The organism is Streptomyces sp. NBC_00569, from assembly GCF_036345255.1.
In the GTDB taxonomy this organism is placed as follows: Bacteria; Actinomycetota; Actinomycetes; order Streptomycetales; family Streptomycetaceae; genus Streptomyces.
On record NZ_CP107783.1, the window covers coordinates 6,419,270 to 6,432,442 of the forward strand.

The following is a 13,173-nucleotide window of genomic DNA, read 5'->3' on the forward strand; positions in this document are numbered from 1 at the left end:
AAGACGCCCGCCTGACGGATCAGACCGGCTCGGTGTCGTCCGGCCACACCCCGATGTGGTCCTCCTCCAGCTCCAGGAGCACTCTGTCCCGCATGCCCAGTGCCCGCGTGTGGTCCGCGGGGAGCTGGAGCCGGCCCGCGCGGTCGAGCATCGCGTACTCGCGTGAGATCAGGGACTCCTGGCCCGTCGCCGCGTCGACCTGCGTGCGGCGCAGGACCTCCGTCGAGGTGCGGCCGTCGCGGATGGCGACCGTGCGGCGGACCTCGGAGGCGACGGTCTGGTCGTGCGTGACGATCACGATGGTCGTGCCCAGCTCCTCGTTCGCGGTGCGGAACGCGGCGAAGATCTGCTCGCCCGTGTGGGAGTCCAGTTCGCCGGTCGGCTCGTCGGCGAGCAGGACCGACGGCTCGTTGGCGAGCGCCACCGCGATGGCGACGCGCTGCTGCTGGCCGCCCGACAGCGCCTGCGGGCGCCGGTCGCGGCAGTCGCCGACCCCCAGCAGGCCGAGGAGTTCCACGGCCCGCCGGGACTTGTGCGCGCGCTTGGTGCCGCCCTTCAACTGCATGGGCAGCGCCACGTTCTGAGCTGCCGTCAGGTAGGGGAGCAGATTGCGGGCCGTCTGCTGCCAGACGAAGCCCACGATGTCCCTGCGGTAACGCAGGCGTTCCTTCGCGCCCATCGTGAGCAGGTCGCAGCCCGCGACCTTCGCCGCTCCCGCCGTAGGCTCGTCGAGCCCCGCGAGGATGTTCATCAGCGTCGACTTACCGCTGCCCGACGCGCCGACCAGGGCCATCAACTCGCCCTCGCGCACCAGGAGATCGAGCCCCTGGAGCGCCTGCACCTCGACGCCGTCCGTGGAGAAGATCCGCACCAGCCGGTCGCAGGTGATCAGGGCGTCATGGCCGTACGCGGGCTGCTCGCGGCGGTCCGCGGCGCGCCGTTCGAGATCGGCGAGGGTGGGGTCGGTGGTGGTCATGATGTCTCTCCCGGTGTCCCTTCGGCCCTCGCCGCTGACGTTGCCGATCCTGTCGGTGTGATGACGCAGTACGCCCGCTGTCCGCGTCGGTTCATGACGTTTCCCCCGCCCTCAACTCCCGGACGAATCCACGCCGCCCGGCCCACCAGGCCTGCCCGGCCGCCACGGCCGTGGCGAGCAGGACGACGCACAGTGCGGGCAGCAGGAGCGACAGGGCGTCGGTGCGCAGCTGCGCCACCGGGCCCTGGTCACCGGCCGTCGCCAGGGCCAGACCCGTCAGGTCGAGGCCCGGCGAGAGGAGCCGGATCGCCGCCCACCCCGTGAGGGCGCCGCCCGCCGCGGCGAGCGCGGCCTGGGGGAGCGCTTCGAGGACGAGGAGGCGGCGGGCCTGGCGGCGGGTGAGGCCCATGGTGCGCAGGCGCGCGAGGAGCGCGGTGCGTTCGGGGGCGGCGCGTGCGAGCGCGAGGAGCAGGGTGAGGGCCGCGTACCCCGCCCCGATGACGACGGCCGCCGAGTAGACGCGGGCGGCGCCGGTCTGCAGGGGCGAGTCGACGTACCGGGCGCGTTCGGTGGCGCGCAGCCGCACCGACACCTTGGAGCCGGCCGCCTTGCGCAGGGCGGGCCCGTCGATGTGGTCGCCGGTGACGAGGAGGTCGCTGGGGAGGTAGCGGGACGCGATGTCCTCGTTGGCCTTCTGCCCGATGCCGACCCGGCGGGCCAGGGCCGTCCTGTCGACCACGAGGAAGTCGTCGGACAGCGCGGGTGTCGTCGTACGGACCTCGGAGACGCGCAGCACGATGTCCTCGCCGTCCATCCACAGCGAGAACGGCCCGGTCCCGAAGACGTCCCGCATCGAGGGGGAGGCCAGCACGGGGAGCGGCGACGCGGCGGTGCCGGTTTTCGCGGCGTCCGTCGTCAGCGCGCCGGCGGGGAACCCACCGAGGTCCGTACGGGCGGCCAGACGCGCGTACGACGCCGTGTCCACGACCGCGAGGGGCACCTTGCGCTTGCCGTCCTTCGGCTCGGCGTCGTACCGCAGCGTCAGCGGCGCCACGTCCCGCACCCCGGGCATCTTCCTGACCTGCCCGGCGAGTGCGGAGGGCAGCGGGGAGGCGGACTCGACGCGGGCGTCCGCGCCGGTCGCGAGGACCGCAGCCCGGTCCCGTTCGTGGTCGATGCCCGCGAGGACCGAACCGCCGAACGCGGCTGTCGTCAGCGCCGTGAGCAGCGCGAGCAGGGGGAGTACCGCCGTACCGGCACCTGCCGTCGCGCGGCCCGTCCTCGCGAGCGACAGATAGCCGACGACGCCGCGCAGCCGCCCGGCGGGGCGGGCCAGCCAGCGCAGCGGCAGCGGATACACGCGTACGAGGACGAACGCGGCGACGACACCGACCAGGACCGGCGCGAGCGCGACGAGGCTGTCCCCGCCGTCGGACGTGCCCCGGCGGCGCAGCGCCATGATGGACGCGACCGCGAGGGCGAGCACGGTGAGTTCGGCGACGGTGCGGCGGCGCGAGGGGCGGGCGTGGGCGAGGTCGTCGCGCGCGCCGCCCACGTGGACGCGGCGGTGCGCGGCGACGGCTCGCAGGGGCAGCGCGAGGCACGTGAGCAGGACGACCGCGGCGGCCCCGAGCGCGGCGGGCTGCCAGCGGCCGTGCCGGACCGCGACCAGCGCGAGCGCGAGACCGGCCGCTCCCGCGGGCACGGCCACGACCGCCGTCTCGGCGAGCAGCCGCCCGGCGAGCCCGCGCACCGAGCCGCCGCGCGAGCGCAGGACGGTGAACTCGGCCCGGCGCCGCTCGGCGGCCAGGCCGCCCGCCATCAGGAGCACGATGCAGGCGACCGTCCCCGTGCCGTACGCGGCGACGGAGACGACCGGGCCGATACGGGACCGCAGGTCCTGGTAGCCGGTGATGAACTCGTCGAGGCCGGTGGCGACCTCGGTGTCGCCGCCCGTGGCCCGGCGCACCGCGAGCAGGCCCGGGCCGCCCTTCGTGGAGGCGAGAGCGGACTTGAGGGCGGGCATGGTGCGCGCGTCGAGGGTACCCAGGTCGGGCGCGAGCTGCCAGAACTGCTCGGGGTCGCCCGCCGTGCCGAGCAGCGCGGGCGCCGCGTCGGGCGCGAGGAGGAGCCCGCCGACCCAGAAATGCGACGGAGGTATCGTCTCGGTCTGTCGCATCGACGGGGCGGCGAGGACCGGATTGGCCGCCCAGTACGACGCTTCGGGGTCCCGCACCTTCAGGACGCCCGTGATGCGCACGGACACGTCGCCCTTCATCAGCGCGGGCACATGGATCACCGAACCGGGCTCGATGTGCAGCGCCTTGGCGGTCGCGGCCGTCACGGCGCCCTCCACCTCGGTCGTCTCCCAGGTGACCTTGCCCGCGCGCGGCATCCGTCCCGCCGTGACGCTGCTGTGCCGGGCGAGCCCGGTCTGCGCGGAGAGGGTGAACTGGGCGCCCAGCCCGTCGGGCCGCGGCAGCCATGTGTCGGTGTCCGCTGCCTTCAGCTGCACGGTGGTGCGCAGCCCGTACGAGGACTGCGTCTCGTCCACGGCGAGCGGCGCGTGCAGGGAGCCGACGATCTTGTCGTACGCGGCGCGCATGGACTCGGTGCGCATCAACTCGTCCCGCGCGTCCGCCTCCTGTTCGATGGCGGGCTGCGCGGTGGTGAGGTCGAGCACCGTGCGCTGGGGTGCCGCGGCCGAGATGACGTGGCGCAGGCCCGCGTCCTCGTAGTCCTGGACGGCGCGCGGGAACACGGCGGCCAGGCACGAGGTGAGGGCGACCAGGAGGGCGAGCGCGCAGGCGGCGCCGGGCGCGGCGCGCAAGCGGGTGCGCACCCAGGGGGCGACGGTCGGTGGCGTCATGTCACTCACTCCCCTGGCGGCGCAGTGTGATGGCGGCGTCCGGCGGCCGGCGCAGGGCGATGCCCGCGGTGATCAGGACGGGCGTCACGGCGACGCCCGCGAGGAGCAGCAGGACCTGCCCCCAGGGCAGTTCGACCAGGACCCGGGGCATCGGCTGGGTCGCCTGCCCGGTCAGCACGACGAGCGGTACGACGGCTCTCGTGAGGAACGATCCCAGGGCCAGCCCCACCAGGAGGGCGAGCGCGACCAGGATGCCCTGCTCGGCGGCGACGAGACGGGCGAGCTGGCGCCGGGGCGCGCCGAGCGCCCGCAGGATCGCGAACTCGTCGCCACGCTCACGCATCGAACCCGCCGTGTTCACGGCGAACCCGACCGCGGCGAGGAGGGCGGCGGCGACGGCGGCAGCGGCGAGCGCCGACTGCGGTCCCGCGCCGATCGGGTCGTCGCGCAGCGACTCGGCGATCTCGGACCGCACGACGACCTGCGCCGGGTCGGCGTCGGGGCGGGCGCGCAGCGCCGCGGCGGCCTCGGCACTGCGGCCGGGTTCGGTGCTCAGCCACCACTCGTCGGGCAGGACGGCCTCCTTGTGCCGGTCGGCGAGCGCCCGGTTCAGGGTGGGCAGATCGAGCAGCAGGGCGCCGCCGTCGGCGGACTTGGGGCCCGCGGCCGTCCCGGTCGTGGTGTCGGCTCCGGCCTCGGGTCCCGTGGTGGGCAGGGCGCGCACGCTCGCGGAGATGCGCACCTTGACGGGCGACCCGTTGACGGGCACGGCGACGGTGGACCCGACCTTCGCGCCGGACGAGCTCAGGAAGCGGTCGGTGGCCACGGCGGTGACCTCCTTGGCCGGGGGGCGCTTCGCGGTGAGCCGGACGGTCATTCTGGGCGGCGCCCCGTTCGGGATGGTCAGCGGATTGAGCTGCCCGGTGTCGAACCCGACGGACACATGGCCGCCGGACTGCCGCTCGACCACGGGGGCGCTGGGCCGACTGGCGCCGGTGTCTTCGGAGCCACCCTGCACGGAGGCCTGCCACCGCGTGCCCAGCTTCAGCGACTGCTGTGCCCCCGCCGCGTTCACGGACCGCAGTCCCTCGAACGTCAGGCGGTGCTTCACGGTCTCGGTGACGGGCTGGTCGATGTCGAGGGCCAGGCCGGTCAGGGTCAGGGGGGTCGCGGGCCGGTCGAGGGAGGAGGAGCCGCCGAAGGAGCCGCCCCCGCCGAGGTCCATCGTGAGCCGGTGCGCGCGTCCATCGGCGGGCAGGTCGTCCAGGAACACCTGGTACGGGATGCCGTAACGGTCCTCGACGATCGCGGTGACGGTGCCCCGCACATCGGACGGTGAGGCGTCGTGCGGACGGGCGGGCGCGCTCAGGCGCAGCGTGAGGGAGGCACCGGCCGCGTCGGCGGGCAGCACGACGCCGCGTGAGCGGCCGTCGACGCCGGTGCGCAGCGACGACAGCAGCCGCGACGGGGACTTCGACGCCATGTCGTCCCGCAGCATCAAGTGGTCCGTGGCGTGCGCCGTGTCGAGGGCGAGGAGCGTCGCCTCGCGGCTTCCGGTCAGCGGCATTGTGGCGCGCACGGCGGGCGCGGCGTCCTGCACGCCGGGAGCCGCCGCGTAGACCCCGGCCCGGCCGAGCCCGCCCCCCTCCGCGAGGACACGGATGGAGGCGCCCGCGCGGAAGTCCGCCTGGTCCTCCTGCGAGCGGTTCCAGGACGCACCCTGCCCGATCGCCAACATGCCCATGGCGACGGCGAGTACGAGGAGCAGGACGGGGCCCGCGCCGCGCAGCGGGCGGCGGCTGAGCTGCCAGCCCGCGAGCGCCGACGGCAGCCCGCGCCCGCCGGCCGCGCGCCGCTCCGCGAGCTTCGCGGCGGGCGGCAGCAGCCGCAGCGTCAGGACCGTACCGGCGAGCAGGGCCAGGGCGGGGGCCGTGACGAGGAGCGGGTCGATGCCGAGGGTGCCCGAGGCGCTGCTGCTGAGCGTGCCCGAACCGGAGGTCTGCCGGTCCAGCTGCCAGTACGCCACGGCCGCGATGACCAGGAGCCCGACGTCGGCGCCCGCCCGCAGCGGGGCGGGCAGGGCCCGGGCCCTGCCGCGCTCGGGACCGGCGGCGCTCAGCGAGGGCACCGTCACGGCGAGCGCGCAGCCCACCGCGACCGCCACCGCGACGAGCCACACCCCGCGGTCGGCGCTCACGTCGAGCCGCAGCCCGATCCGCGACAGGGCACCCCAGGAGGACAGCAGCCGGATCAGCGGGCCCGCGAGGAGCGGCGCGCACACGGCGGCGGGCAGCGCGAGCAGCAGCGCCTCGATGGCCGCGAGCGAGGTCACCCGGGCCCGCGAACCGCCGCGCGCCCGCAGCATCCACGTCTCGCCCGCCCGGTCCGCGCTCAGCAGCCGGGCCACCAGCAGCAGCGTGTACGTGGCGAGCAGGACGAGCTGCAGCGCGACGATGAGGAGCGTGGAGCGGGAGACGAGCAGGGCGCGCTCCGCCCGGTCGAGGGTCTCCGGCAGCGAGGTGGTCACCCCGGTCGTGCCCGCGAGAGCCTTCTCGTGCAGGAGCGCCCTGGTGCCTTCGCGGGCGCTGGTGCGCAGCCTGTCGATGTCCGACGTCGTCACCGACGAGAAGTCCGCGGACGCCAGCCAGGCCGACTTCCCGGCGGAGACTCGGCCGGCCGCGAGGTCGGCGGGGGCGGCGAGCAGCGGCCCGTACGTCGTGAAGGAGATCTTCTGGATGCCGCGGCCGCCGAGGTCGTCGAGCTTCCAGTAGGGGGCGGTCGGCCGGACGGGCCGGTACACGCCGGTGAGTACGACCGACACCGTGGGGCCGCCGATGCGGTCCTTCAGGGTGAGCTTGTCGCCGGGGCGCAGCTTCAGCTGCCGGGCGGCGATCTCGGGGAGCGCCGCCTCGACGGGCGCCTTCGATCCCTGTGATGCCTTCGATCCTTGTGCCGCCTTGGGGGCGCGGCCCGTCGTGATGCGGACCTCGCCGCGCTCCAGCGCCGCGAACTGGGTCAGGTCGGGGTTCCCGGAGCGGGCGGCGGGCGGCTGGAGGGAGCGCGGCAGCGCGTACGGGCCCGACCTCATCAGCGTCTGCACCCGCACCGGCAGACCGTCGAAGGTGTCCCGTGCCCCGGACCGGACCGCCGCGTCCGCCGCCCCGCGGCCCTCGGCCGGCACATCGGCCTTGACCGTCAGCGCCGTGGTCGCCGCGTCCCGGGTGCGCAGGCTGTTGCGCAGGGCGGCGTCACCGATCGCGCCCGAGAAGGCGCTGAGCATCGCGAGGACCGACGTCGTCAGCAGGACCGCGAGAAGCGCAGCCGTCAGGAGCAACCGGTGCGCGCGCACCCGAAGAAGAACAAATCCTGACACCCTGCCCCCGTACCCGCTCTACGCCGTACATCCCCCGAAAGTCTGTCCGGATGCTTTCAGAGCGAACGGACTTGGGGAAGGGGTTCGAACCGGATATCGGGGGTGGCGCATCGGATAACGGCGTCTCAGCCCTCCGTGTTCACCATCGAGGCCGCGGCGTACGTCATGTAGCTCCAGAGTGTGTGCTCGTGCTCCGCGGACAGGCCGAGCTCGTCGACCGCGGTCCGCATGTGCCTCAGCCACGCGTCGTGCGCCGCCCGGTCCACGGCGAACGGCGCGTGCCGCATCCGCAGGCGAGGGTGGCCCCGGTTGTCGCTGTAGGTGCGGGGACCGCCCCAGTACTGCATCAGGAACAGCGTGAGGCGCTCCTCGGCCGGACCCAGGTCCTCCTCCGGGTACATCGGCCGCAGCAGCGGGTCCTCGGCGACACCCTCGTAGAAGCGGTGGACCAGGCGCCGGAAGGTCTCCTCGCCGCCGACCTGCTCGTAGAAGGTCTGCTCCTGAAGCGTGCCGCGCGGAATCTCGGTCACGTCGGTGGGCCTCACAACTCTCGCTCGGGTCACCCCGATGCCTTTCCGGCCGGGGGTCCGGGGGGCGTCCCCCGGGAAATGCAGCACGTGTCCATCGTCTCAGACGACCGGGACGAGGACTTGAGGCTTAGGCCCTGCCCTCCCCGCCCCCGACTACACCCCGGACGGGGGCTCGCTCTTACGCCCCCGGCGCAGCACAGTGGACGCATGGGCGCACAGGACACGGACCCGGATGCGGGAGCCGACGCGGCACGGGCCGCGCTCGTGCGGGAGATCGCCGTGAGCGGCGCCTTCGACGGCGATCCGGCCTGGCGCGAGGTGTTCGAGCAGGTCCCGCGCCATGTGTTCGTGCCCTACTACTACCTTCCGGCGCCGACCGGCTACCGGAGGCTGTGGCGCGAGGACCCCGACCCGCGGCAGCGGGAGCGCTGGTTGCGCGGCGCCTACGCCGACGAGCCGCTCGCCACCCGGGTGCGCGACGGGGAGCTGGTGTCGTCCAGCAGTCAGCCGTCCCTGATGGCACGGATGCTCGTCGAGCTGGACGTACGCGAGGGGCACCGCGTCCTGGAGATCGGCGCGGGCACCGGCTACAACGCCGCGCTGCTGTCCCGCCGCGCCGGCGACGAGAACGTCACCACCGTCGACCTGGACCCGGAGATCACCGAGTCCGCGCGCCTGCACCTCGCCACAGCGGGCTTCCGGCCCCATGTCGTCACGGGCGACGGCGCGGCCGGCTGCCCCGAGCACGCCCCCTACGACCGGATCGTCGCGACCTGCGCGCTACGGTCCGTGCCCAGTGCCTGGCCCGCGCAGTGCCGGCCCGGGGCGCGCATCCTGGCGCCCCTCACGACCGGCCTGATCCTGCTCACGGTCGGCGAGGCCGGCCACGCCGAGGGCCGCTTCCTGCACACGCCCGCCTACTTCGTGCCCCTGCGCGGCGGGACGCAGGGCGAGGAACCGGTGCAGCACATCGGCGGGCTGCCCCGCAGGGCGCTCGCCGACGACCTCTTCCGGTTCCTGCTCGCGCTGACCGCGGGCCGGCTCGACCCGCACGAGGCCCTCGCCCTGTGGGAGCGGGAGGGACGGCCCGTGCGGGAACGGTTCGGCGTCACGGTCAGCGGCGAGCACGAGTGGGCCTGGCTGGACGACCCCGAAGGGCCGTACGCCTGGTCCCTGCGTCCCGACCGGATGTAGGGACTAGCCCCGGTGGATCGTGATCGTCGTCCAGGCGCCCACGTGCACCCGGTCGCCGTCCTGGAGCGGCACGGGGACGAAGGGCTGGATGGGCTCGTCGCCGCCGTTGACCGTGGTGCCGTTCGTCGAGTTCTGGTCGACGACCGCCCATGATCCGTCCGGCTGCTGCACCAGCACGGCGTGCTGGTGCGAGACGCCCGGGTCCTCCGGCGGCACCGACAGATCGATGTCCGGGGTGTCGCCGGTGGAGTGGCGGCGACGGCCGATCGTCATCTGGTTCCCGGTGAGCCGGCGCTGCTGCTCGGGCGAGTACGCGGGCAGGTTCAGGCCCGAGGCCTCGGGCCCGCTGCGGTGCATCATCGCCATGAAGTACTCGCGGTCCGGGCCGATCGTCGCACTCCAGGACACCGGCTGCTGCTGGAACCCCTGGGGCGCCTGCGGGGCCTGGGTCTGCTGCGGTGGCGGGAAGCCCTGCGGGCCGCCCGGCGCCTCGGTCGCGCCGGGTCCCTGGCCCTGCTGCGCCGGGGCCGACGGGGGCGAAAGCACCCAGTCGTCCCCGCCGCCGAACGACGGACCCGACGGACCCGGCGAGGGCGGCGGCGGACCCTGCGGGCGGCCGGTCTCCTGCGGGAACGCGGGCGGGGCCGGCGGACCCGGCTGCTGGAACGCCTGCGGGGCGCCACCCGTGCGGGGGCCCGGCGGGGGCGGCGGGGCCTGCGCCGGGCCCCCGCCGAACGGCGGGATCGGCTCGGCGGGCCGGTTCATCTGCGAGGGCCGCGAGCCCTGGTACTCGAACGAGTCACCGGGACCGGGCGGCTGCTGGAAGCGGAGCGCCGGATTCGGGCCGACGGGGCCCTGACCGGGACCGGGGCCCTGACCGGGACCCGGACCGGGAGCAGGCGGGTTCGGCGCGGCCGGCGTGTAGGACGTGGCCGTGTTCGTCAGGAAGTTCCACCGGCACTCCTCGCAGAACGGCGCGCCGCCCTCACGGGGCGTGCGGCACTGCGGGCACAGCTCGGGGCCGGCGCCGGGCGGCGGCGGAGCGGACTGTCCCGCGTTCCCCGGCGGCGGGTAGCCGTAGCCGGGAGGCGGGGTCTGGCCACCCTGGGGGTAGCCGTAACCGGCGGCCGGGGGCGGCGGCGGAGGGGGCGGGGGTACGGCACCGGCCATGCGGTGACCGCAGACCTCGCACCAGTCGTCGGAACCCGACTGGTGTCCGTTCGGGCAGGTCGGCATGTCGGCGCTTCCCCCTCCGTTACTTCGCTACGTCGTCACTTCTTGACACGGACAGTCTTCGTCGACCGGGTCTCGAGGGTCATTTCGTCGGCCTCGGCGACCTTGGCCTTCAATCGAACAGTACCTTCCGCGGCGTCGACCACGTCCACCACCTTCGAGAGCAGTTTGGCCGTATCCGCGTTCCCGGAGGCCGCGGCGAGCTGCACCGCGCGTCCCAGCTTGGCCGTCGCCCCGTCCGCATCGCCCGCTTTGCGGGCATCCAGACCCTGCTGGATGACCTGTGCCAGTTCCGCCTGACCCGTGTAGTGCGCGACCTGCGGATTGATCGACGTCGACGCCGTCATGTCGTCCGTCCACACGGCCCGTACGAGTCCCTGTCCGAGGGTCTGCGTGCTGCCGTCGGCGCCCGGGACCACCAGCGAGACGCGGCCTGCCAGCATCTCCTGGCCGAGCTCGGCGTTCGGGACCTGGACGCACACGTGGTAGTCGCGGGACTCGTCGCCCCACGAACCCGTCGGGTAGTCGCCCGCGCGGGGCCCCACCTCGACACGACGGTCCGTCAACTCCTCGACAGTCGGAGCCACTTGCTTCACGAACTTGATCTCGGCGCCGAGCGGCGTCCACAGCCGCAGCGCGACGTCCGCGACCTCCTTGCCCATCGCCGTCTCCATCATCCGCGTGAAGTCGGCGGCCAGGCCGGCCGGGTCCGCGACGATGTCGGCGGTGCCGAGCATGGCCGAGGCGATCCCCGTGACCTCCTTGACCTCCCAGTCCGTCCCCACGCCACGCGCGTCACACGTGAAGCGGCCCGCGCACGCGTCGAGCGCGGCCCGCAGGTCCTCGGGCGACTCGTGCTCGTTGCGGCCGTCGGTCAGCAGGATGCCGTGACGCACCGAGGACGCGGGGACGTCGGCGGCCCACAGCAGCCGGTCGGCGAGGCGCAGCCAGGTGCCGATCGCCGTGCCGCCGCCCGCGGACAGCTTGCGCAGCGCCTGCTTGGCCTGGTCACGGGTCTGCGCGTCGGCGACCGCGAGCCGGCCACCGCCCGGGAAGACCTCCTTCGCCACATGCGTCCCGCCGATCACGGCGAAGTGCACACCGTCGCGCAGGGTGTCGATCGCGGCGGCCGTGGCGTCACGGGCGTTGCGCATCTTCGTCGACGGGTAGTCCATCGAGCCCGAGCAGTCGACCATCAGCGCGACCGCGGCGTCGGCCCCCCGGCCCGCGGCGTAGAACTGCGGAGCGGCCACCGCGCCGCCGACCGTGCCGCCGCCTGTCGACGTCACGGTCACGATCGCGTTGACCTCGCGGCCGCCCTCCGGCAGGAACTCGTTCTGATAGACGTCGACCGAGAACTGCGGAACGCTCGACTTCGAGAACTTGGCCATGGTTGTTGGTCCCCCCTGCACCTTCGTGCGCCTCGTGGAACTTCCCCGACGACCCGGCGACTTCCCCGCGTCGCCAGGGCCTTTCGTTTGGATCAGGCCGGGCTCGCGGGCCCCTGGCACCACACTTCGCGGCGTTGTCGTCGGTCCCCGACTCCCCCAAGCTCTCGGCTGCGCTCGAGCAGGGGGACCCCCATCGCGTCGACTCCCTCCTCCGCCTTGCGATGCACCGCACCGGACCCCGCTCCCTGATCCGGCCTGATCCGGACGAAAGGCCCTAGGCCGATCCTGCCCCTTGCGGCGGGACGGGGAACGGCAGCACGGCCACTGTTACGTTGTCGTGGCCGCCGCCGTCGAGCGCGTGGCCCACGAGGACCTGGGCGCTGTGCAGCGGCCGGTGCGCCGCGTCGGCCGGGATGACCCTGGCCATCTCCTCCGCGGCCTCCGCGTAGTTCCACAGCCCGTCCGTGCACACCACGACCACGCCGGGGCGGTCGGGCTTGAACGAGGCCGTGTGCGGCTCCAGTTCGTACGCGTCCGCGCCGAGCCAGCCCGTGATGGCGTGCGCGCGCTCGTCCGCGTACGCCTCCGCCTCGTTCATCAGGCCCGCGGCGACCATCTGCGCCGCCCACGAGTCGTCCTCGGTGAGGCGGGCCGCGGGGGCGGTGCGGTCGTCGGGCACCCAGTAGGCGCGCGAGTCGCCGACCCAGCCGACGATCAGCAGGTCCTTGGCGACGATCGCGCCGACCAGCGTGCACGCGGGCGCGTTCTGGTGCGGGGCGTGCTCGCGGGCCGAACCGGGCTCCTGTGCCAGGACGTTGACCGCCTCGGCCGCCACGACGATCGCGTCGTGCATGGCCTGCTGCGGATGCGTGCCGCGCGGCAGGGACTCAAGGAGTGCCTCGCTCGCGGCGCGCGACGCGGCCAGGGACGCCTCGTCGGGGCGGGTCGCCGAGGAGACGCCGTCGCAGACGATCGAGACGACGGACGGCGTCCCGTCGGGCAGCGCGGCCGACGCGATCGCGAACGCGTCCTCGTTGCGGTGGTGGCGCAGCCCCCGGTCGCTGACCGCGGCGACCGCGCCCAGCTCCTGCTCCATGTGATCGCGTTCGCGCGGCTGCGCGTGCCCGCAGTTCTCGCAGTAGCCGTCACGGTCGACGTGCCCGGCCCGGCACGCCACGCAGAGCTTCGTGCCCGCGGGCGGGGTCGCGAGCGCCTCGGGAGGCACCGTACGCGGATCGGGCGCGGGCAGCGTGTAGTCGCCGGCGCCGGCGGACTCACCGGCCTGCTCGGGAACCCCGTCGAAGCGGACGGCCGACGGCAGTTCGGAGCCGCCCGAGTCGGTGCCCGGCAGGTCGGTGGGCAGATGCACGGGCGCCGGGGTGTCGGAGCTGTCGAGCTCGGGGGCGGACGGCCAGTCCACGGCGGGCGCCTGCCCAGGCGCCGCGCCGTCCGTGCTCAGGGTGACCGTCGGCAGGTCGTCCGGCGGGGCCGGCACCGCCGACAGGTCGTACCCGCACGCGCCGCAGAAGCGGTCACCCGACTCGAGGGGCTCCTCGCAGCTGGGGCACGTCGACATGGCCGTCGGCCGAGGCATCTGCGACATCAAC

General features: G+C 74.4%; 8 protein-coding genes. 1 reads left to right on the top strand and 7 read right to left on the bottom strand.

Annotated features, from left to right (window positions below):
* Nucleotides 1-19: 19 nt before the first annotated feature.
* From OHO83_RS28925 to OHO83_RS28940, 4 genes are all read right to left on the bottom strand, one after another.
* A complete protein-coding gene (locus OHO83_RS28925; RefSeq protein ID WP_266670638.1) occupies nt 20-976 on the bottom strand; it encodes an ABC transporter ATP-binding protein in 957 nt (318 codons plus the stop codon).
* 91 nt (nt 977-1,067) lie between these two features.
* Nucleotides 1,068-3,845, bottom strand: coding sequence for an FtsX-like permease family protein (locus tag OHO83_RS28930; RefSeq protein WP_266670636.1), 2,778 nt, complete (start codon nt 3,843-3,845; stop codon nt 1,068-1,070).
* 1 nt (nt 3,846) lies between these two features.
* Nucleotides 3,847-7,194, bottom strand: a complete 3,348-nt coding sequence (locus OHO83_RS28935; protein WP_443066065.1) for an FtsX-like permease family protein — start codon at nt 7,192-7,194, stop codon at nt 3,847-3,849.
* Nucleotides 7,195-7,343: 149 nt separating this feature from the next.
* The gene (locus tag OHO83_RS28940; RefSeq protein ID WP_266670632.1) at nt 7,344-7,748 is read right to left on the bottom strand and encodes a globin; all 405 of its coding nucleotides are present in this window, start codon (nt 7,746-7,748) and stop codon (nt 7,344-7,346) included.
* A gap of 207 nt (nt 7,749-7,955) precedes the next feature.
* Here OHO83_RS28940 and OHO83_RS28945 point away from each other — a divergent pair, with 207 nt between their 5' ends.
* Nucleotides 7,956-8,942, top strand: coding sequence for a methyltransferase domain-containing protein (locus OHO83_RS28945; protein ID WP_266670630.1), 987 nt, complete (start codon nt 7,956-7,958; stop codon nt 8,940-8,942).
* Between the two features lie 3 nt (nt 8,943-8,945).
* Here the strand turns inward: OHO83_RS28945 and OHO83_RS28950 are convergent, their stop codons facing one another.
* The 3 genes from OHO83_RS28950 to OHO83_RS28960 form a co-directional block, all read right to left on the bottom strand.
* Nucleotides 8,946-10,178 (bottom strand): FHA domain-containing protein, encoded by a 1,233-nt coding sequence (locus OHO83_RS28950; RefSeq protein ID WP_329435186.1) that lies wholly within the window; start codon nt 10,176-10,178, stop codon nt 8,946-8,948.
* Between the two features lie 35 nt (nt 10,179-10,213).
* A complete protein-coding gene (locus tag OHO83_RS28955; RefSeq protein WP_330279938.1) occupies nt 10,214-11,566 on the bottom strand; it encodes a vWA domain-containing protein in 1,353 nt (450 codons plus the stop codon).
* A gap of 274 nt (nt 11,567-11,840) precedes the next feature.
* Entirely contained in the window at nt 11,841-13,172 is a 1,332-nt protein-coding gene (locus OHO83_RS28960; RefSeq protein WP_266670624.1) for a PP2C family serine/threonine-protein phosphatase, read from the bottom strand.
* Nucleotide 13,173: the final 1 nt, after the last annotated feature.

Excerpts from the sequence above, each read along its gene's own strand:
- OHO83_RS28925 (WP_266670638.1), bottom strand. The coding sequence starts at position 976 with ATGACCACCACCGACCCCACCCTCGCCGATCTCGAACGGCGCGCCGCG.
- OHO83_RS28930 (WP_266670636.1), bottom strand. The coding sequence starts at position 3,845 with ATGACGCCACCGACCGTCGCCCCCTGGGTGCGCACCCGCTTGCGCGCC.
- OHO83_RS28945 (WP_266670630.1), top strand. The coding sequence starts at position 7,956 with ATGGGCGCACAGGACACGGACCCGGATGCGGGAGCCGACGCGGCACGG.
- OHO83_RS28950 (WP_329435186.1), bottom strand. The coding sequence starts at position 10,178 with ATGCCGACCTGCCCGAACGGACACCAGTCGGGTTCCGACGACTGGTGC.
- OHO83_RS28955 (WP_330279938.1), bottom strand. The coding sequence starts at position 11,566 with ATGGCCAAGTTCTCGAAGTCGAGCGTTCCGCAGTTCTCGGTCGACGTC.